We start from the raw sequence: 21,785 nt of genomic DNA, 5'->3' as shown, positions 1-21,785 counted from the left end.
GGGATTGCCTAAACCGAAACGCCGAAAGGCTATAGAAGTCGTTCTTGAATATTCGGCATGGCAACGGAGCTTCCGTAGTAGTCCGAGCAGGGTAATGCCCTGCACATGGCGAAGGGAAGCAGTTATATAATCAATATAATCAAAGGAAAATGTGAGAGACATTATGAGAAATCCAAAGAATGTATTGAACAACTTAGTGAAACACAGCAATGTATCGGGCTATAAGTTCGAACGGTTGTATCGTATTCTATTCAATGAACAGATGTTCTATACCGCCTACCAGCGAATCTATGCCAAACAGGGCAATATGACCGCTGGGACAGACGGCAAGACAGTTGACGAAATGAGTATTCAGAGAATAGAAAATCTAATCTCCAAGCTTAGAGACGAAAGTTACAAACCCAACCCAGCCAAAAGGGTCTATATCCCTAAGAAGAACGGAAAGAAACGCCCGTTGGGCATCCCGTCTTTTGAAGACAAGTTGGTGCAGGAAGTGGTACACATGATACTGGAAGCCATATACGAGGGAAGTTTTGAAAATACCTCACATGGATTCAGACCACGTAGGAGTTGCCAGACTGCATTAACCCAAATTCAAGATACGTTTCTCGGAACAAAATGGTTTATAGAGGGGGACATAAAAGGCTTCTTCGACAACATAGACCATAACGTTCTGATTGGCATACTCGAAGAACGCATAGCGGACGGGAGGTTCATAAGGCTCATCCGTAAATTTCTGAACGCTGGGTATATTGAAAATTGGAAATACAGACACACGTACAGTGGAACTCCGCAAGGCGGCATCATTAGTCCCATACTGGCTAATATTTACCTTGACAAGTTCGACAAGTACATGGAGGTATACGCCCAATCTTTCAATAAAGGCGCAAGCAGAAGATTGGATAAGGATTACCGTCGGATTAAAGACCGTAAGAACAAGCTGGAAAAGAAACTGAAATCCGAAACCGATACAAAGGTACGGAAAGACCTTATTGATAAAATCAAAGGGTATTACCGACAGATGCAACAAATGCCTTGTGTCATGGAAATGGATGAAGAGTACAGACGGTTGAAATATGTCAGATACGCAGACGATTTCTTGATTGGGGTTGTCGGCAGCCATGAAGAATGTGGGCAAATCAAAGCGAATATCACACAATTCATGAAAGATAAGCTAAAACTTGAACTGTCGGCAGAGAAAACGCTTATAACCCAAGCACAAGAAAAAGCTAAATTTCTGGGATATGAAATAACCGTACGCAACTCCAAAGCCACCAAGAGAGATAAGAATGGAGTGCTCAAAAGAATGTTCAACCGCAAGGTTGTACTTCTACTCCCGAGAGAGGTGGTCAAGAACAAGTTGATTGACTACAAAGCCATGAGGGTTATACAAACCAATGGCAAGGAGGATTGGAAGCCAAAGGCACGCAGTTATATGATGAACCGCAAACCGGAGGATATTGTAGCCCAATTCAATAAGGAGATAAGAGGATTCTACAATTATTACTCGATAGCGAACAATGTATCTACTCTTTGCAAAAGGTTCGGTTATATTATGGAATACAGTATGTACAAAAGCATCGCCAAAAAGCAAAGCAGCAGTGTACGGAAGATTAAAAAGAAATACTCGAAAGACAAAGACTTTGTAATCAGTTACACGGATGCAAAAGGGCAATGCAAATGCCGTGTGTTCTATAATGAGGGTTTCAAGAGAAAAGACGCTCAATGTGATGCTAAATGCGACATAATGCCAAACACCAATTTTCTGCCAGCCTCAAGTCTTGTTGAGAGACTAAAGGCGGAACAGTGCGAGGTATGCGGAGCGCATGGCAAAACGGTGATGCACCATGTTCGTGCCTTGAAAGACTTGACAGGCAAGAACGAATGGGAACGCATCATGCTCAAAATGCACCGTAAAACATTGGCAGTCTGTCCAGAATGTAATGCTAAAATACATGGCAATGTATAACACTAAGTTGAATTATAACGGAGAGCCGTGTACATGGAGACATGTAAGCACGGTTCGGGGGCAGGCTCTCGGAAACCTACCGCAGAAATGCGGCAAGGCGCCGAGTGCCGAGCCTACGTGCGCCCATAAGGCAGTGTAATAAATATCTATTTAGCAATAGATTAGGTTAGAGTTCTATGAAAATAAGACCTACTGTCATCCGACTTATCCCAGAGGGAAACCCGAGGGGGAGTGTAGCATGTCGGAGAAGCCATAAGTCAGCCAACTGCCACGCTGCGACTGAATGGCAAGACAGAAAGACGGACATGAGGATGAAGCCTGAACTGGTTGAACAACAATCCAGTGGCACATACCAGGGCTGTGGCGGAAGGCAGTTACCAACGCCATATCGCATGTACCCCAGCAAGTGTTTAGGTTGTATGGGGCAAAGAACTGACTGCGACACGTCTGCAATAAGCAGATTAACGGACGAACGTTGCATCCGACAGTCTGTCATGCTTGTTATTACACCCGCTAAATGGGGATTGCCTAAACCGAAACGCCGAAAGGCTATAGAAGTCGTTCTTGAATATTCGGCATGGCAACGGAGCTTCCGTAGTAGTCCGAGCAGGGTAATGCCCTGCACATGGCGAAGGGAAGCAGTTATATAATCAATATAATCAAAGGAAAATGTGAGAGACATTATGAGAAATCCAAAGAATGTATTGAACAACTTAGTGAAACACAGCAATGTATCGGGCTATAAGTTCGAACGGTTGTATCGTATTCTATTCAATGAACAGATGTTCTATACCGCCTACCAGCGAATCTATGCCAAACAGGGCAATATGACCGCTGGGACAGACGGCAAGACAGTTGACGAAATGAGTATTCAGAGAATAGAAAATCTAATCTCCAAGCTTAGAGACGAAAGTTACAAACCCAACCCAGCCAAAAGGGTCTATATCCCTAAGAAGAACGGAAAGAAACGCCCGTTGGGCATCCCGTCTTTTGAAGACAAGTTGGTGCAGGAAGTGGTACACATGATACTGGAAGCCATATACGAGGGAAGTTTTGAAAATACCTCACATGGATTCAGACCACGTAGGAGTTGCCAGACTGCATTAACCCAAATTCAAGATACGTTTCTCGGAACAAAATGGTTTATAGAGGGGGACATAAAAGGCTTCTTCGACAACATAGACCATAACGTTCTGATTGGCATACTCGAAGAACGCATAGCGGACGGGAGGTTCATAAGGCTCATCCGTAAATTTCTGAACGCTGGGTATATTGAAAATTGGAAATACAGACACACGTACAGTGGAACTCCGCAAGGCGGCATCATTAGTCCCATACTGGCTAATATTTACCTTGACAAGTTCGACAAGTACATGGAGGTATACGCCCAATCTTTCAATAAAGGCGCAAGCAGAAGATTGGATAAGGATTACCGTCGGATTAAAGACCGTAAGAACAAGCTGGAAAAGAAACTGAAATCCGAAACCGATACAAAGGTACGGAAAGACCTTATTGATAAAATCAAAGGGTATTACCGACAGATGCAACAAATGCCTTGTGTCATGGAAATGGATGAAGAGTACAGACGGTTGAAATATGTCAGATACGCAGACGATTTCTTGATTGGGGTTGTCGGCAGCCATGAAGAATGTGGGCAAATCAAAGCGAATATCACACAATTCATGAAAGATAAGCTAAAACTTGAACTGTCGGCAGAGAAAACGCTTATAACCCAAGCACAAGAAAAAGCTAAATTTCTGGGATATGAAATAACCGTACGCAACTCCAAAGCCACCAAGAGAGATAAGAATGGAGTGCTCAAAAGAATGTTCAACCGCAAGGTTGTACTTCTACTCCCGAGAGAGGTGGTCAAGAACAAGTTGATTGACTACAAAGCCATGAGGGTTATACAAACCAATGGCAAGGAGGATTGGAAGCCAAAGGCACGCAGTTATATGATGAACCGCAAACCGGAGGATATTGTAGCCCAATTCAATAAGGAGATAAGAGGATTCTACAATTATTACTCGATAGCGAACAATGTATCTACTCTTTGCAAAAGGTTCGGTTATATTATGGAATACAGTATGTACAAAAGCATCGCCAAAAAGCAAAGCAGCAGTGTACGGAAGATTAAAAAGAAATACTCGAAAGACAAAGACTTTGTAATCAGTTACACGGATGCAAAAGGGCAATGCAAATGCCGTGTGTTCTATAATGAGGGTTTCAAGAGAAAAGACGCTCAATGTGATGCTAAATGCGACATAATGCCAAACACCAATTTTCTGCCAGCCTCAAGTCTTGTTGAGAGACTAAAGGCGGAACAGTGCGAGGTATGCGGAGCGCATGGCAAAACGGTGATGCACCATGTTCGTGCCTTGAAAGACTTGACAGGCAAGAACGAATGGGAACGCATCATGCTCAAAATGCACCGTAAAACATTGGCAGTCTGTCCAGAATGTAATGCTAAAATACATGGCAATGTATAACACTAAGTTGAATTATAACGGAGAGCCGTGTACATGGAGACATGTAAGCACGGTTCGGGGGCAGGCTCTCGGAAACCTACCGCAGAAATGCGGCAAGGCGCCGAGTGCCGAGCCTACGTGCGCCCATAAGGCAGTGTAATAAATATCTATTTAGCAATAGATTAGGTTAGAGTTCTATGAAAATAAGACCTACTGTCATCCGACTTATCCCAGAGGGAAACCCGAGGGGGAGTGTAGCATGTCGGAGAAGCCATAAGTCAGCCAACTGCCACGCTGCGACTGAATGGCAAGACAGAAAGACGGACATGAGGATGAAGCCTGAACTGGTTGAACAACAATCCAGTGGCACATACCAGGGCTGTGGCGGAAGGCAGTTACCAACGCCATATCGCATGTACCCCAGCAAGTGTTTAGGTTGTATGGGGCAAAGAACTGACTGCGACACGTCTGCAATAAGCAGATTAACGGACGAACGTTGCATCCGACAGTCTGTCATGCTTGTTATTACACCCGCTAAATGGGGATTGCCTAAACCGAAACGCCGAAAGGCTATAGAAGTCGTTCTTGAATATTCGGCATGGCAACGGAGCTTCCGTAGTAGTCCGAGCAGGGTAATGCCCTGCACATGGCGAAGGGAAGCAGTTATATAATCAATATAATCAAAGGAAAATGTGAGAGACATTATGAGAAATCCAAAGAATGTATTGAACAACTTAGTGAAACACAGCAATGTATCGGGCTATAAGTTCGAACGGTTGTATCGTATTCTATTCAATGAACAGATGTTCTATACCGCCTACCAGCGAATCTATGCCAAACAGGGCAATATGACCGCTGGGACAGACGGCAAGACAGTTGACGAAATGAGTATTCAGAGAATAGAAAATCTAATCTCCAAGCTTAGAGACGAAAGTTACAAACCCAACCCAGCCAAAAGGGTCTATATCCCTAAGAAGAACGGAAAGAAACGCCCGTTGGGCATCCCGTCTTTTGAAGACAAGTTGGTGCAGGAAGTGGTACACATGATACTGGAAGCCATATACGAGGGAAGTTTTGAAAATACCTCACATGGATTCAGACCACGTAGGAGTTGCCAGACTGCATTAACCCAAATTCAAGATACGTTTCTCGGAACAAAATGGTTTATAGAGGGGGACATAAAAGGCTTCTTCGACAACATAGACCATAACGTTCTGATTGGCATACTCGAAGAACGCATAGCGGACGGGAGGTTCATAAGGCTCATCCGTAAATTTCTGAACGCTGGGTATATTGAAAATTGGAAATACAGACACACGTACAGTGGAACTCCGCAAGGCGGCATCATTAGTCCCATACTGGCTAATATTTACCTTGACAAGTTCGACAAGTACATGGAGGTATACGCCCAATCTTTCAATAAAGGCGCAAGCAGAAGATTGGATAAGGATTACCGTCGGATTAAAGACCGTAAGAACAAGCTGGAAAAGAAACTGAAATCCGAAACCGATACAAAGGTACGGAAAGACCTTATTGATAAAATCAAAGGGTATTACCGACAGATGCAACAAATGCCTTGTGTCATGGAAATGGATGAAGAGTACAGACGGTTGAAATATGTCAGATACGCAGACGATTTCTTGATTGGGGTTGTCGGCAGCCATGAAGAATGTGGGCAAATCAAAGCGAATATCACACAATTCATGAAAGATAAGCTAAAACTTGAACTGTCGGCAGAGAAAACGCTTATAACCCAAGCACAAGAAAAAGCTAAATTTCTGGGATATGAAATAACCGTACGCAACTCCAAAGCCACCAAGAGAGATAAGAATGGAGTGCTCAAAAGAATGTTCAACCGCAAGGTTGTACTTCTACTCCCGAGAGAGGTGGTCAAGAACAAGTTGATTGACTACAAAGCCATGAGGGTTATACAAACCAATGGCAAGGAGGATTGGAAGCCAAAGGCACGCAGTTATATGATGAACCGCAAACCGGAGGATATTGTAGCCCAATTCAATAAGGAGATAAGAGGATTCTACAATTATTACTCGATAGCGAACAATGTATCTACTCTTTGCAAAAGGTTCGGTTATATTATGGAATACAGTATGTACAAAAGCATCGCCAAAAAGCAAAGCAGCAGTGTACGGAAGATTAAAAAGAAATACTCGAAAGACAAAGACTTTGTAATCAGTTACACGGATGCAAAAGGGCAATGCAAATGCCGTGTGTTCTATAATGAGGGTTTCAAGAGAAAAGACGCTCAATGTGATGCTAAATGCGACATAATGCCAAACACCAATTTTCTGCCAGCCTCAAGTCTTGTTGAGAGACTAAAGGCGGAACAGTGCGAGGTATGCGGAGCGCATGGCAAAACGGTGATGCACCATGTTCGTGCCTTGAAAGACTTGACAGGCAAGAACGAATGGGAACGCATCATGCTCAAAATGCACCGTAAAACATTGGCAGTCTGTCCAGAATGTAATGCTAAAATACATGGCAATGTATAACACTAAGTTGAATTATAACGGAGAGCCGTGTACATGGAGACATGTAAGCACGGTTCGGGGGCAGGCTCTCGGAAACCTACCGCAGAAATGCGGCAAGGCGCCGAGTGCCGAGCCTACAATTTACAAAAACGGTATTTATTGTTCCTTTCCGCATGCGGTGGAACTGCTTAACAAGCCTTATTCGGATTTGTTTACTATCCTGACCTCGTATCCGGAGCTGGAAAACTACCTTTCCCCCTTCATGGATGCCTGGAAAGGGGGCGCCCAGGACCAGCTCCAGGGCCAGATCGCTTCGGCAAAAATTCCCCTTACGCGCATGATTTCCCCACAGTTGTATTGGGTGATGACAGGTAATGATTTTTCGTTGGACATAAACAACCCGAAAGAGCCCAAGCTGCTTTGCGTGGGTAACAATCCGGACAGGCAGAACATCTACTCGGCGGCACTTGGACTATACAATTCCCGCATCGTCAAACTCATCAACAAGAAAGGACAGCTTAAGAGCACTGTCATCATTGACGAGCTGCCGACCATCTATTTCCGTGGATTGGACAACCTCATCGCTACCGCCCGAAGCAACAAGGTAGCGGTCTGTCTCGGCTTTCAGGATTTTAGCCAGTTGAACCGCGATTACGGTGAAAAAGAGTCGAAGGTCATCCAAAACACGGTAGGCAATATTTTCAGCGGTCAGGTGGTTGGAGAAACTGCGAAGACGCTTTCCGAACGTTTCGGCAAAGTACTCCAGCAGCGGCAGTCTGTCTCCATCAACCGTCAGGATGTATCCACCTCCATTAGCACACAACTTGACTCGCTCATCCCGGCTTCCAAGATTGCCAACCTGTCCCAGGGTACATTTGTCGGAGCCGTTTCCGACAATTTTGGCGAAAAGATAGACCAGAAAATATTCCATGCTGAAATCATTGTGGACCATGCCAAAGTCGGCGCGGAGGAAAAGGCTTACCGGAAAATCCCTGTCATCAATGAATTTAAGGACAAGGATGGAAACGATATCATGATGCAGCAGATACAGCGCAACTACGACCAGATTAAATTGGATGCTCAGGCAATCATTAATGAGGAAATGAACCGAATCAAAAATGATCCGGAGTTATGTGAAAGGTTGGGGTTAAAAGATGATACCTCACACAAGTAAAATCTGTCTAATTCAAAATAAACATAACATCTGAAAAGATTATTCTCCTTTAAGTACTGTCGTTCTTCTTTTCAGATGTTAGTATACCTTCCTTTATGACAATGATATTAGGATATTTCTAAGGTTTATTAATATTCCTGATGCGATTTTCTCGATCAATCAATTTATTAATATCAATATCTTGAATATTAATTATGGTTATAAGTCCAAACATAGAAATGCTTTCGTTACGTACAAACTCATTCAATTTCTTAGCCTCTTGATAAACTTTATCTATCCAATGATACGACGCTATTGTCTCATAATATTTACTCCCCAATAAGCCGTGCTCTCTGAATTTAACATTGGCTTCAAGAGTATAACGAACCCCCACGGATATATCATCCAACTTTTCATCAAGGATAAAATTGGCAATATCTTGAAAATTCGCCGTGTCAACTTTTGACAAGAGATTGCTTAAATTGTGAGTCCGAATAATTTTATACGTTGATTTTTCATCAGAGTCACTTCTCAAAAAAATCAAAGATTTCAAACTGCACTCAAAAGAAAATAATAAATCCACCAATATTTTACTACGTGTACTTATATTTGTAAACACATTTATTAAGGCCCTATATCGTGCTAAATAGCCAGAACTATCTGTCAAAAAAAAATCTGATATTTCTTTTCTTAAATCATCGTCCATAATCAAAATATTAAATCAGTTAATCCGTATTAATAAATTGCACTTTATTCCTTTTGCAATTTTAACTTTCACGTTGTTCTATAAACACATATTTGCTCAATTTAAGAATTAAGCAGAACAAGACAACAACTTTGTCTAACGAATAATCTTCGATTTGAAGTAAAGAATGTGCTACCTCATTTCTCAAATTCCAGCCTATTTTCTCTGACATTACATATTTGAGCATGGTAAGATGATCTTTGACAAAACTAGAAGGTCTCTCTGGAGTTCCCTTCAGATCTGCAATAATATCATCAAAAAGTTTTTCCATTATGACATCTCCATCTTTTGAACGTCTCTTAGCAAAAGTGGGTATTTTAAGTTTCTCAATAAAAAATCTCAAAAGACCTTCAATCTTAAGTGTTAAGCTATCTATAATAGTGACATAATCAGGGATATAACTTCCTTCAGCTTGTTTAAGTTCATCAAAGATTCTCTTTAATCCAGGTTTAACAGTATCTAAAGGAACAACACAAATCTTTTTACCATTATAGTTTCTCTCAATAGGTTCATTTAACCATGTTTTTTCCAAATAGTTTAAAACTGAATCGTATGATAACTTTTGAGAGTCAATGGCTGCCATAAATAATTTAAGCATTTTTAATGTACCAATTTTGAAGAAGAAACTATATGTAGACCAAAATTTTCCTTCTGCTGGTGTGTATGTTTTAACGGTGTTGCCATATCTGTCAAGGCATGACAAAGGAAGGGTACCTATAAGTCCATTGTCCACAGCATCAGATAAGGCTTGAATAGAATCATCTGTTTCATACCAAGGAGTCCCTGCAAATTGATCTAACAACTCATCTACAGAACAAGTCTCTATAGTCTGTTTTACAGTTTCATCAATTGTTTTTATATAATCATCTGGAATTGGAATGGAAGTTTCTGTCAATTGGAAAGTATTTCTCTTTTCAGAGTATAACTCTTCCATCTCTTTTATTTTTCCATTGTCCTTTATTTTAAGATAAATATCCAAAGCTAATTTTATAAAATGCATTGAAGCTATATCTTCCTGCCTGCTTTTGGCAATCTGTTCATATACCTCAGCTCTCTGTCTTAAAGAATCTTCTATTGAAAGATTTATTTTTTGTTTTAACTTATCCGTAAATTCAATAGCATCTGCGGCCATATAAAGATTATCTTTTTCTATCAAGCTGATAGCATATTTATTACGCTCTATAACTTTTTCAAAGTCTATGTATTTTTTACAAATGCTATAATGCTCTAACATGAACCTTGAATAATTTAAAGGAACATGTTTTGTGTTATCATTTACACTCCAATGTTGCTGTATATCAAAAACTTGTTCAATGATTGCCTTTTGACAATCTTCAAACTTACTATTTATTGCAATTTGTAAAGCCAATTCCAAACGATTAAGAACATATCCCAATTTGAAATATTCTCCTTTTTGAGCTTCACCATAATATTCTTGAGCTAAGGAGATTAATTCGTTGCATAACTGAAGCTTGAAACTGTTATTTTTCGACCAGTCTGTTTTTTGTCCGAAATATACCATCAAACCATATTCGGTTTTTGCATAGAGATTATTCGTTTTTTTATAACGCTGCTCAAAGAACTCGAAATTTTCTTTAGTAAGATTTCTAACATCAGGCCAATAAAAAGGTATTTTGTTTCCATTTGCCATATCTTGTGTTCCTGCCATTTGCCACGATAATCCTTTAATTGTCCCCTTTGTTTCATCATCTTGAAACTCAAAAGACTTTCTTATTAAAAAAACTTGTCGATCTAATTCTGCTTGCAAAGCAACATTAATCATATCTTTTTCACAAAGTTCACTTATTACTTTTTGAAATTCATTATTAATTGTAGATGAGTCCTTATTCTTATAATTTACAGAATCAAAATTCTTTAAGAACTCTTCATATATACCATATTCACTCTTATTTTCCATCTTTCCAGTATTTAATTGTTTTTTTTGATAATACTTCCGTGGAGAATGCATAAATCGCTTTCCTTTCTTTGTTCTACTGTCACCTTTTCCCATATTAACATTTACAATGTTATCATCCAAATTTCACAACAATCTCCGCCACTTCCCCATGCACCCTCTGCACATTCAGCACCCGTGCCGGAATCCCATGGTTGAAACAGCATTGGATAAACTCCATCCCGATAAACACTCCTGTATTGTATTCCCCGACATTATCTCCGTCATTTTTGCAGAAAGTTACGGTTCCTTTCATCTCCTCATTCTTTCTCTTGCGGTATTGCGCCTCCTTTTCAAACATCATAAAGACTTCTCCTCTAACAATCTGCACCTGTTGGCCTCCGGTTTGTAGGAATTGCAGGTAGCTCTCCAGCAGGTCTTCCGGGCATCCGCTATGGAATAGCATGTTTCTTATCCCTTGTATCTGAATTGAATTTTCCATTGCTTTTTATTTGGCTATGATTATCTTTTTATCCTTGATGACAAGTGTGTCTTTCCCGCCATGATTCGTTAGGCTTACATCCTTCAAGTCAATACGGCTGTTGGAAATGGAAAACTCCTGATGAATCGTATCATTCCGCAGGAAGTGGATGTCCTGCTTGTACAGGTTCGGAATGGAAAAGAACAAAGTGATTATCCCGATAAAGCACAGCACCATCAATACCGTAAAGGTTACAAACCAGCGTTGGTATTTACGGTCTTCCACAACCTTTACTTCAATAGGAAATGGAGATTCCTGATAGCTCACCCGTTTCTGTTTCCATGTTACTCTGCAACGTAGGTTCGAGAACTCATGCAGACTGAACAGTTCCGGCAGTTCCTGTAAGAAATGCAGGTACTGTTTGGTTTCCATCAGCACTTCCAGCTCCACGGTTACGCGAATGACACTGCGTTTCATTATCTTGGGTTTCCCCGATGCGCCTGCGGGCTTGGCTACATTGACAGGACGGATGTCCGATGCGCCTGTGTCTACACTCATGGCAAGCTCCATTCCGGTGTTTCCTAAAGAGGGGGCATCTGTAGGATGGGTTCCAAAAGATGAAGAACTTTCTGCACCTTCATATTCCGCTATCAGGTCTGCTATTTCGCGCACTTCAGTTACTGCCACATTCTTTGCCTCTGCATTGGCAAAGGTTTCCACTTTGGTCTTGACCATATCGGTCAGAAAGGCTTTTATCTTGTCTTCGCTTTTCTTATGGATAAGGTAGCTGGGATACTTCTTCGTGAAGTTCCGGGCTACGTTTTCCATATAGTCCATTGTATAATTAAAACTATCAATAATAGATATAAGAAAAGTAATAGATGAATTTACTTTCAAAGCAGAAGGAACCATAATTTTATTTTTTTAAATATTTACATTTATTACCTATGATTTTTCTTAACCATTCTGGTGTATATTCTTTACTTCGTGGATACTCTTTAAACATTTTCAACAACCAATCAGGATTATGAAATAAAGATGGAATTTGATCAAAGTCATCATAATTAAACTTGGATGTATATATGTCTCTATTTTTTAACGATATTTCAACTTGAAACCATGCACCTTGTTTTGAATTGTTCTTATACATTAGTTTACGTATATTTCTAAATGCATTACAGATTTTATCTACATTTTTTGTATTTAATGTTATTGTATCCCCTTTAGATGAAGTGATATTAAACATATCAACTATACATGAGACAAATAATATCTTATATCCAAGTCCTTCCTTTAGCTTTTGAGGTTCACAATTCATTATATAAAGTAGTACATCTTTGAATTGAGCCTCAATAGTATCATCAAATTGATTACGAAAAGGGATAGTAATTTTTTTATCTATTCTATTTTGATAAGATAAAGGAATAATCTCCAAATCAGTATCTCTGTAGATCTTTTTTATGGTATCCAATACCCAAAACCAATATGCTTCTCTTTTTCTTACACTACCACTATTTGGAGCAGCAAAGTAGATACCTTCAGACCAAATTATTTCCGCAAAAAAATCAGGATTCCACACTTCAAAATCATATTCATTATCATCTTCTTCATTATATTCCGCTATATTCAATATCAAGGATGCATCAGTAGCAATATTAAAACATAGTGACAATAATAATCCTCCAAAAGCATCATATTCATATAGATAATTTTTATATTTATCAAAAATTACCATAAAATGATTTTTATCACCTTTATTGCCATATAAATATTTTTGTATTTCAAATAATATCTGAAGCAATATTTCATTCTTACAAAATATTTCCTCATTTAGGCTCTTTATTTTAACTGCACAATTATAAAATATTTTGTTGACAATTAATGGACTACCTATATAACGCATAAGATGAACACGATATTTCAATGGTAAATGTCCAAAAGAGTTATTCCTTATTTCCTCTTTCAACAACATCAAATAATTATCTATTTCTTTCATATCATTCATATTTTTGTATTTCCAATTTTGTATATTCTACCTTTTTCTGAAGTTGGACTAAAGATATATGTTTCATCAATAGGTTGAGTTACAAAAATAGTATTACCTGTTGTTTGAGCTATTTTTTGTATAAATTCATAACAGCATTCACAAATCTTTTTATTTACTCCAAAAGCCATTTCATTTTTCTGCTTCACAAGCATCTGTTTTTCAGCATGAGAAGCACTGCTACTACCAGATATTCCATTATCTAAAAAGGAGTTTTTATGTAAACTATGCTCTATATTCATAGTTTCTGCAATAACTAAAGAAACAGGAACATCCACCATATTAGGAACCTGCTGTCTAAATTTCCTACTTACTCTTTTTTTACTATATCCGCTGATAGTTACGATTCCATCTGAACAAACAGTTCTACCACTATTACTTTTGGGCAATAATTTTGCTATATCTTCAGCTCTTCTCCAAGCCTCCTTAGACATTTCACAAAGAACATCTTCCAATTCTTCTTGAGATTTTATCTTTATTTCCCCAATAGAATCATCTTTCGGAAAGCTATTATCAACAACTGTGGATGATAAATTCTCATAAACTTTTGGATGTACGTTATTACTATAAGTTAATGTTTTATTCTTATCACTCCATTCTTTTTCCCTAACCTCCAGATTATTCCTTTTGATAATTCCCGGTGACAAATACAGCACCATCATCATCGGAGAGTTTCCGGCACTCATATACTCCTCTATTTTCACACAGAAGCAGTCCCAGAACCGGAAAATATCCACTATTTCCACTTCGTTGTAGATAAAATGGATTTCCCCGTTGTGCATGGCCCCTTCGTTCAGCCAGTCATAGAAGAACTGTTCTTCACCCTTGCACTCAAACGCAAGCGTAATCAGGTCTCCCTCGACCAGCAGACACTCCCGATTGCCGATTTCCTCGCATACTTGGATGTGGAGTTGTATGATTTTTCTCAGATTCGGGTCATCATAGTGCCGGATGTGGCACCGATAGTTATAATAGAGTATCGGCACCTCCATTCCTCTTATTTTCAGAATAGTTTCATAAATCATGATAATACAGTTTCAGGTGAATGACTATGGTAATAGGTCGCGGCTGATCCAATAGTATGTCTGCCCGTTGGACTGGAACGACTTGCCGGCGGCTTCGTCTAGCAGTTTTTTCTTTTCCTTGAAATATTCAATCAGCATGTCCAGCTCCGCATCCGTAATCATTTTCTTTTTCCGCAAGTCCTTGACACGGTAAACTTCAAAGAAAGGATAGTCGGTCGGGCAGGAGGTAAACCTTTGCAAGACCTCTGACAGGGGCATTCTCAGGAAAGTCTTTCTCCCTACCTTGCAATATCTGTCCCTGTTGCGCTCTGAAAGGAAATGTCTGGTCAGTTTTCTTCTTACACGTCGGGTTGAGGCATATTCCGGTGCGTTCAGGCTGTCCGTCTTTACACGTACGGTAGATTCTTCGGCATCTGTCTGTAGGTAGTCGTCCGGACAATCGCAGATATCCACCTTCGCTTGCTTTTTCTTTTTGACCGCTTCGTATTTATAGTCAACAATCAGCTTGGAGGGTGCTTCCACATACTTTCTCAACCGTTTGAACTCCTCTTCGTTGACAAGCAGATAATAGTCCAGTGTGGAGGACAGCGAGTCCGGCAGTACGATTGGCTGTGCAGGCAGGCTCCAGGCGGGTTCGGTATCCGGAAGTACGGATAGCATGGGTTGTACCCCCGACTGGCGGATATGGTAATAAGCTGTCATTGTCGAATCTGTCCTATATCGGTGTGTACCCACTTCGTCGAATGCCCTTGCCAGGCTGTTGCTCAGCAGGGTATTGTCAAACTTCACTTGTATCAGCATGGAATCCACGGCGGTGGTCAGTCCTTCCAGTTCCAGCGATTCGTTCTTTTGCGGAAACACCAGCCATCCCTGTGTCATGCTCCGGTTTGGAAAGTCCAGACAATAGGTGTTATGGTTCACCTCCGCATATTCGTTTTCATTTCTGATTTGTTCGGGATATACAATCAGTTCCCGTTTTTTCCGGCTGATGCGTGGTGCCGAGCAGTCTATCATGTTCCCGATTTGCAGCACGAAGTTGTTGAAGTTGTCCGGTTCTCCTCCGTAGAGCTGGAAGCCGATCATGCGGCAGTTGTTTTTTACCAGCTTGTTCACCAAGGTGGAGTCTGCCCACTCGCTGTTGAACCCTTTATCGCCGATGACAACCAGAATATTGGTTTCATCCGGACATTTGTTGAATTGCTCCACTCCGATCCGAAGGCCGGACCAGCTGCCGAATCGTCCGTATGTAGGTTTCAGTTGCTCGGCATTACGTGCTTTGGCGGAAAGGAAATCAAGCAGCTCCATGTAGTCGGGAGTCAGTTTGCAGATGGGGTCTTTCCGGTTGTCCGGTTCATTGAAGGTAAGCACGGCACCGAACCTGAAAGAAAAGCTGTCGTCATTCACCAGTTGCGATTGCAGTCCCTGGATGGCATTCACCACGGCTGGAAACCGTTGGATGGTGTTCTCTTTTCCTTCCAGGACAAACATGAGGTTTATTTTTTGCAGGTCCTTCTCTATCTTGTTTTTGAAAGTCCCGTAATAGATTGGATTGCCGTTGACATTCAGCACATAGCTTTCCCGTTTGTCGATGACCGGCATCGGAAGCCGGGTTTTGAAGCAGAAGCTCGTGTCATTGTTCCGGTAGGACAGTACCGGGCTGTAGCGGATAGCAGGCTGGCTGGCCGAAAGTTGCAGTTTCCGCTTCAGGTCGTTGGATGATAGCGGCAAGGTGTCTTTCCGTTCCCTGTCTTTAAAGACGAGCGTGCTGTCCGGCAGCGAGGTTATGTCTATATGGAGCTGCTGTTCGGGGGCGGTCAGCAGGCGTCCGTCTATCCATCCGATGACAGCATGCCCTATGCTGTCTGCGTCAAGCTGCGGCTTGTCTGCCACGAGGGTGCATCCTTTGTCTTCCGATATTTGATAAGGATATACGACACTGTAAAATGGAATCTTGCCAGCCTCTTGTGTCAGGTCTGTATTTTTGAACAGTTTTACGGAGTCGTTGGCAAAATACGTTTTTGGGGTGGCCAATGCCACGCTGTCGTTCAGCATGACCACCTGTTTGTTTTTGAATCCGGTAACAATGTCGGTAAAGCCGCTCCGGGTCAGCAACAGGTCGTTTTGGTTGATCCATCCGCAGTATTTTGCCTGTTTCCATTCTTTCAGTTTCCCGTTTTTCAGAATGGCTGGGTCGTATTGAATGACTCTGAGCCAGTCTCCTTTTCGCTTGATGACGAGAAATGCGTCCATGTATTTCACAGACTGCATCTCGTTCTTTCCGCTCGGACTCAGATAGGTCGTTCCTGCTTCATTGGCAAAGACAATCCACGGGGTATGCTTGGGCAGTGTCTGGCTGCGGGGAGCCTTTACCCCTTCTATGGAATAGTTTCGCATATATTCACGGGGTACATTCTTTATCCGCGTAAAACGGTGTACCGGTCTGCAGGATGCCATACAGATGATGCACCCGCAAATCCATCCTCCTTTTATGAGTGTCGATATGCAATTCTTTTTCATGCCTCATTTGTTTTTTTGTTCGGAAAAGCGTTCGTGCTGTGTTACCATCAGCTGCATCACACATTCGTTGTTCAGGTTGTCTCCCATATCGACGAACACCTCGTCTATAAGGGTTTTCCTGCGTGCTATGATTTTCAGTCCTTGACAATAGGAATAGAAATCATTCTTCTTGCTGTTGTTGACGGTTACCGCTATGTCCGGATTTCCGCAAAGGTATTTCTTCAGGATATAATTGTAATGGGTATTGAACGGCTTGCCGTCCACGATGGCTTGCAAGTGTTCACGGATGTCATTGCCGATGATGACAAGCACGTCTGTCGAGTCGTTCTCCGTATATTGGGGAAGGATTTCAATGGTGTGCCGGACCGGATATTGGGTATTCTCCGTAGTCAGCAGAACCTCGTATATGCCGGGTTCTGTATAGGCGTAGAGTGGGTTCTGCTCCCGCGAATCGACAATTCCGGATTCTCCGAACTGCCAGCGCCATTCTTTCGAAGGACCGTATCCTTTGAAAGATACGATTTCTCCTTGAAAGGCGGTTGCCGGTGCTTTCATCCTGACAAGCTCGTCGCTTCCGTAATCATCCCGGCTCCTGTGTACTGTGATGATCTGTTTCCTTTCCAGTCCTCCGTCCACTTGAAGGCGTACTTGGTAGCGTCCCGGTTTCTTGAACACGTATTCTCCGCTCCGTTCGTGTGATATGTCCCCGTTGCCGAATTCCCAAAGCCAGGAGCGTGCGTTGCGGGTGCTGTCTGCATAATGGACCGTTTCTCCGGTTTCCACCTCTATGGGGGTCAGTGTCATACGCACGGTGCGGCTGGAAAAGAACAGCCGGATCAGTATGGCGACAAGGATGCACAGCAGCATGGCTGCGATTACGAACAGAATCTTTCTGGTATAAATTTTTCCCATGTCATTTGTTTTTAGTTCCTGAGCGCAAGTCTTCCTCCTTTTTCTGCAAGCCTATCTCGCACTCCTCCAGATTGGCTTTGAACAGACTTATGTTTTGTCCGATACTCCATAGCTGTTTCCTGTCGGACAGCCACATGGCATAAAAGTCGGCAATGTGCATGAACAGCTTGTATCGCTTGTCCCAGCTGTTCCTTTCGTATGTGTTCCGCAGGTTGTTTATCAGATAATGGATGTCGTCTTCTTCATACTGGGCGTAAACGCCCGGTTCAAATGTTTCTATTTTACGGAACAGGGAGTCCACCGGCAACTGGCTTTCCGCTTGTTCCTGCTGGAAATCCTTGATGCGGTTCATCTTGATCTTTACGAACTCTTTCTGCTCAAACATCTTGAAATCTGAGTTCCACATGAAGATTACCAGACAACACGCTACGGTTGTCAGGAAAAAGAACAGGAATACATAGGCATGTCCCATGAATATTTCCCGTTTGTTCATTGTCTTTCTGTTGTTGTCCATGGCTTTCCGTTTTATTGTTTGTTGCCGCCGGAACCCACATTCAGGTTACGCCTTGTTTTCCAGTTGTCTTGGATGCACTGCATCAGGTCTTTCTTCACCATCTCTTCCTGGATATTCAGCAGACGGATGGAGTCTTTTACCCCGAGGAAGATGTTGAGGTTTTCCAGCAGCTGCCTGTAAAGCCTGCAATCTTTGGTGTCCATGCCTTGGACATATTTGAGCAGGTTCATCTTGCGCGTACTGACTACGCTTTGCAGGAGCTTGTCGTTTATTTGCGGTGAAGTGTTCATCAGTTTCATGTACTGGTAGATGGAGTCCATGCTGTTCGACAGGGACAGCTCTTTGGCATAGATATGGTCATATTCCAGCGCCTGCTCCGTGATTCGCTTTACTTCTATGCCGGAGGTTTTCAGGAAACAGGCAAAGATGCTTACTGCAAGGATGGTGCAGCATGTCAGATAGCCCGCGAATCTCAGATAGGCTTTCCTTACTTCTGTGTTGTTTTTCGGTTTCATATAGGATGATGTTTTATATTCATAAATAGGTGCTGATACCCAGATAGGCGCCTTGTTCGGTTGGGGTTCCCAGCCTGAACCGGGCATCTTCCTGCTGGATGATGTAGCGGATCTGTATCTCCTTGTCCGAGGGGAGGAACAGTTCTGTCAGCGCATTCAGTATTTTACTGTCGGCGGCGCCGGGAAAGAAGCTCTCCATCCGTCGGGCGGACAGGGGACCGATTTCCACCAGCATCTGGTAGGTGCCGTCGGCAAAACTGTTTCCCAGAACCATGTCGTCTCCCAGAATGCAGCTTCCCAATTTGGGAATAAGGCAGGAATCCACTTCCACCACGCATTTGTCTCCTCTCTTGATATGCATGGGCACACCAGTCAGAATGGTCATGCACTCGCCGGTTTTGGAGAGGCTCGCTGTAATCTGTTCCATATAGGCCAGCATATGGACAAGCATGACCGCCAGATGGGTCGGCAGCAATTCCAGTACGGGCCATTGACCGGAAAAGATGCTTACGAAATCCGGATGTACGTTCATCTCGTCAATGCGGCGTTCCTTGTTCTGGAAGGCTACCAGCATATGGTCCAGGGAGATTTCGAAAGGCTTGAAGAAACGGCGGGCGAAAAATTCCTCTTCACGGTGGATGCGGATTTCGTCCAGCACCTGTTCCTTCGATATTTTCTCGGACTGGTAAAGGTTCTTGTGGAATATGCCTTCGGGCAGCTCGTCATAAAGGCTTCTCCTGTTCACATAAAGATACAGGTAATCCGTCAGGTCATAATGGGAATATTCCGGGTGGATATCATGGATGTCTTTCGAGAATCCGCGCCGGATGTCTCCCCGTCTGAATATGAGGGTACGCTCTGCATCATACCCGGCCTCTTTCAGTCCGCTGGCCACCACTTCCGCCTTGAAGTCGGTATCCGGCAGGTTGAATGAATGGGAATTTTCGTCAAACCGTACTATTTTATCTTGTTCTTCCGTCATGTCCGTTCGCTTATAGGGGATTAGTCCAGTATGTTCCAGCGTGACTCGCTCGATTCTTTCGGTTGTCTGGAGCGTTCGGCGACAACGATGTTTTCCTTGTGCTTGCCGATATATTCCAGACGGCTGAGGGTTGTCCACAGGTCGTTGAACAGGTATAGGAAACGTTCCGCCGTAACCATCAGTTGGCGGATATTGTGGTGGTTGTACAGCAGCCCGCAGTTTTCCCTCAGCAGGCCTTCGTAGGCACCGGGAGTGATGCCGTTCCATTCGTTGAAGTATTTCAGCAGGTCCTCCTTGTCTTCCTTGTCCATGAAACTCAGGCATACATACAGGCGGTGAGCCAATGTGGAGAATACATTCAGGAAGTGTAGCGGTGAATAGTATTGCCCCTCGTTGCGGAAGGAGAAGTAGATATCGGATATGAACAGCATGACATGGCGGCACAGCATACCGATGTTGGTGGCCAGGCTGGTCTGTTTTTCTGCATTCTCCACTTTGGCAAGGATGTCAAACGAGGCCTTTTCTATGGAATCTACAAGTTGCCCGAATTTGGTATAGTAGCCTTTCAGGTCCGGATGGCTGGACATGCTTGTGCATGGCGGGATGAAGTTTCCGTCCACTTCACAGCGGTTTCCGTTCTTGCGCAGGCGGCCGATTAGCAGAAAGTGTCTTCCCAGCTCGCTTCCGTCGGTCTGTCCGCTCGGCAGCACGCTCAATGCATATTTGGGTAAGGCATTGGGCTGGCGTGGACTGATTTCCTTCTCGTTCGGAATACCCGAAGGAAGATGCTCGAAAGGGTCTGCCATCAGTATGACATCCCACCGCTTGTCCTTTTCTTCTTCCTCTTCTGTAGGGATATGGAAACTGGCGGTGAGTTCGTCATCCTCACCGGCATCATAATCTATCAGGTAACCTCCGGAAGTAAGGGCGTGGCAACGTTTCAGACGGACTTCCAAGGTGCCTGTAACGAGTTCCGTAATGCTGAAATCGCCGGAAACCGGCTCTCCTTTCTTGAATGGCAGGAGTCCGTAGGTATTGCGGTTCAGATGAAATGACTGGTATTCGCACAACCGGTCCGTAAAGTGGTCTTCCTGTTGGGTGAAATGCCCTTTGTTGACAGGCATTCCGTCCGCCCAGTTTACCAGCGGATATTTTTTCTTTTGGCTCTGTTTTCCTATCATAATGTTTCTATTTAATATTCGTTATACTTTATAAGTTCGTTTGCCACACGTTTGGCTATGATTACATCGTGTCTTTTCAGCTTGTTGCCGGCAAGTGTAACGTCGGGGTCTATATAGCGCCGTCTCTTGAAAAAGGACGGTTTGGTATAGAATACCCATTCGTAATAGGCTCCTCCTTCATTCTTATATACGATGGGCGAAGACGGTGATTTGAGGTTGCAGTCGTCAATCATGCGCTGGAACCACTGCCCGAAGATGACATCCTCGGATGCCTTGCCGGTTATGCGTTCCGATGCGGGGTCATCCACCCTGCGGAATATATCCACATCCATTACGATGCTCCGTTCACGGTTGATGTACAAGGTATCCGAGTCATATTCCTCCGAATATTTCCATACTTTATAAATTTCAATGGGTATGTCGAAATAGCTGTTCACCGTTTGGGAATACAGGAGTGGAAATGCAAAGGGCAGCAGACAGGTGGAGGCCCAGATGCCGTACTGGAGTTCGTTGCAGAGGTTGAACACTACGGAAAAGAGTCCGGCTCCTAGAAGCATGACCGTAACCGTCAGCAGGCATTGGATGCCGAAAGAAGGCATTTCCTTGCTTGATGCGAACACTTTGCGAAGGATGAGCCGATTGTAATATCCGGCAGTCCAGTACAGGATGACCAACAGGATGTAGGCATAGGGCATGAAGTTATAGTCCATGAATCCGGACAGACCGGGCAGGGCAAGGATTATGCCGCACAGCAGCAGATACGCAATCAGTTTTTTGTTGTTGAGCAGCTTGTTCTTGCGTGCGATAAAATAGGCTGCGATTCCGAAAATCACGGTCAGCAGCGGCATCAGCAGGTACGATGAAATGAGATGTTGGGTAACTGGGTTCATAAGTAT

16 protein-coding genes and 1 pseudogene are annotated in these 21,785 nt (G+C 42.9%); 4 read left to right on the top strand and 13 right to left on the bottom strand.

The features are described 5' to 3' along the window. Window positions 1–163: 163 nt before the first annotated feature. The 4 genes and pseudogenes from GKD17_RS19615 to GKD17_RS19600 all read left to right on the top strand — a co-directional run. Window positions 164–1,969, top strand: coding sequence for a reverse transcriptase domain-containing protein (locus GKD17_RS19615; protein ID WP_007839264.1), 1,806 nt, complete (start codon window positions 164–166; stop codon window positions 1,967–1,969). A 683-nt stretch (window positions 1,970–2,652) separates the two neighbouring features. Beyond that, a complete protein-coding gene (locus GKD17_RS19610; RefSeq protein WP_007839264.1) occupies window positions 2,653–4,458 on the top strand; it encodes a reverse transcriptase domain-containing protein in 1,806 nt (601 codons plus the stop codon). Window positions 4,459–5,141: 683 nt separating this feature from the next. Next, the gene (locus GKD17_RS19605) at window positions 5,142–6,947 is read left to right on the top strand and encodes a reverse transcriptase domain-containing protein (RefSeq protein ID WP_007839264.1); all 1,806 of its coding nucleotides are present in this window, start codon (window positions 5,142–5,144) and stop codon (window positions 6,945–6,947) included. Between the two features lie 118 nt (window positions 6,948–7,065). Further along, a pseudogene (locus GKD17_RS19600) lies at window positions 7,066–8,100 on the top strand (TraM recognition domain-containing protein); the annotation flags it as partial. A gap of 118 nt (window positions 8,101–8,218) precedes the next feature. Here GKD17_RS19600 and GKD17_RS19595 read toward each other — a convergent pair. The 13 genes from GKD17_RS19595 to GKD17_RS19535 form a co-directional block, all read right to left on the bottom strand. After that, entirely contained in the window at window positions 8,219–8,785 is a 567-nt protein-coding gene (locus tag GKD17_RS19595; protein ID WP_005802624.1) for a hypothetical protein, read from the bottom strand. 61 nt (window positions 8,786–8,846) lie between these two features. Beyond that, on the bottom strand, window positions 8,847–10,835 hold the full coding sequence (locus GKD17_RS19590; protein ID WP_032935684.1) for a DUF4209 domain-containing protein: 1,989 nt from the start codon (window positions 10,833–10,835) through the stop codon (window positions 8,847–8,849). Window positions 10,836–10,854: 19 nt separating this feature from the next. Further along, the gene (locus tag GKD17_RS19585; RefSeq protein WP_007832753.1) at window positions 10,855–11,220 is read right to left on the bottom strand and encodes a hypothetical protein; all 366 of its coding nucleotides are present in this window, start codon (window positions 11,218–11,220) and stop codon (window positions 10,855–10,857) included. A 6-nt stretch (window positions 11,221–11,226) separates the two neighbouring features. Further along, complete coding sequence (locus GKD17_RS19580) at window positions 11,227–12,111, bottom strand: hypothetical protein (RefSeq protein ID WP_007832754.1); 885 nt, start codon at window positions 12,109–12,111, stop codon at window positions 11,227–11,229. A 4-nt stretch (window positions 12,112–12,115) separates the two neighbouring features. Beyond that, a complete protein-coding gene (locus GKD17_RS19575) occupies window positions 12,116–13,195 on the bottom strand; it encodes an Imm5 family immunity protein (RefSeq protein WP_235778217.1) in 1,080 nt (359 codons plus the stop codon). 5 nt (window positions 13,196–13,200) lie between these two features. Further along, window positions 13,201–14,268 (bottom strand): type VI secretion system tube protein TssD, encoded by a 1,068-nt coding sequence (gene tssD, locus GKD17_RS19570; protein ID WP_007832756.1) that lies wholly within the window; start codon window positions 14,266–14,268, stop codon window positions 13,201–13,203. 24 nt (window positions 14,269–14,292) lie between these two features. Next, window positions 14,293–16,785 carry a type VI secretion system protein TssR domain-containing protein gene (tssR, locus tag GKD17_RS19565; RefSeq protein WP_032935687.1) on the bottom strand — a complete coding sequence of 831 codons (2,493 nt, stop codon included), beginning with the start codon at window positions 16,783–16,785 and terminating at the stop codon, window positions 14,293–14,295. Between the two features lie 3 nt (window positions 16,786–16,788). Next, window positions 16,789–17,697, bottom strand: coding sequence for a PKD domain-containing protein (locus GKD17_RS19560; RefSeq protein WP_004288733.1), 909 nt, complete (start codon window positions 17,695–17,697; stop codon window positions 16,789–16,791). Window position 17,698: 1 nt separating this feature from the next. Continuing rightward, the gene (locus GKD17_RS19555) at window positions 17,699–18,211 is read right to left on the bottom strand and encodes a type VI secretion system transmembrane protein TssO (protein ID WP_004288732.1); all 513 of its coding nucleotides are present in this window, start codon (window positions 18,209–18,211) and stop codon (window positions 17,699–17,701) included. A gap of 11 nt (window positions 18,212–18,222) precedes the next feature. Next, window positions 18,223–18,726: a type VI secretion system TssO gene (locus GKD17_RS19550; protein ID WP_004288731.1), complete on the bottom strand. Its 504-nt coding sequence runs from the start codon at window positions 18,724–18,726 to the stop codon at window positions 18,223–18,225. A gap of 19 nt (window positions 18,727–18,745) precedes the next feature. Continuing rightward, window positions 18,746–19,708: a type VI secretion system baseplate subunit TssG gene (locus GKD17_RS19545; protein WP_032935693.1), complete on the bottom strand. Its 963-nt coding sequence runs from the start codon at window positions 19,706–19,708 to the stop codon at window positions 18,746–18,748. A 20-nt stretch (window positions 19,709–19,728) separates the two neighbouring features. Beyond that, complete coding sequence (locus GKD17_RS19540) at window positions 19,729–20,889, bottom strand: hypothetical protein (protein ID WP_004288729.1); 1,161 nt, start codon at window positions 20,887–20,889, stop codon at window positions 19,729–19,731. 11 nt (window positions 20,890–20,900) lie between these two features. Further along, a complete protein-coding gene (locus GKD17_RS19535; protein ID WP_005858621.1) occupies window positions 20,901–21,779 on the bottom strand; it encodes a TssN family type VI secretion system protein in 879 nt (292 codons plus the stop codon). Between the last annotated feature and the right edge of the window lie 6 nt (window positions 21,780–21,785).

Origin of the sequence: Phocaeicola dorei (genome assembly GCF_013009555.1) — a bacterium.
Taxonomy (GTDB): Bacteria; Bacteroidota; Bacteroidia; order Bacteroidales; family Bacteroidaceae; genus Phocaeicola; species Phocaeicola dorei.
The sequence above is the reverse complement of the archived record's forward strand: the minus strand, read 5'-3'. Positions and strand labels throughout refer to the sequence as shown.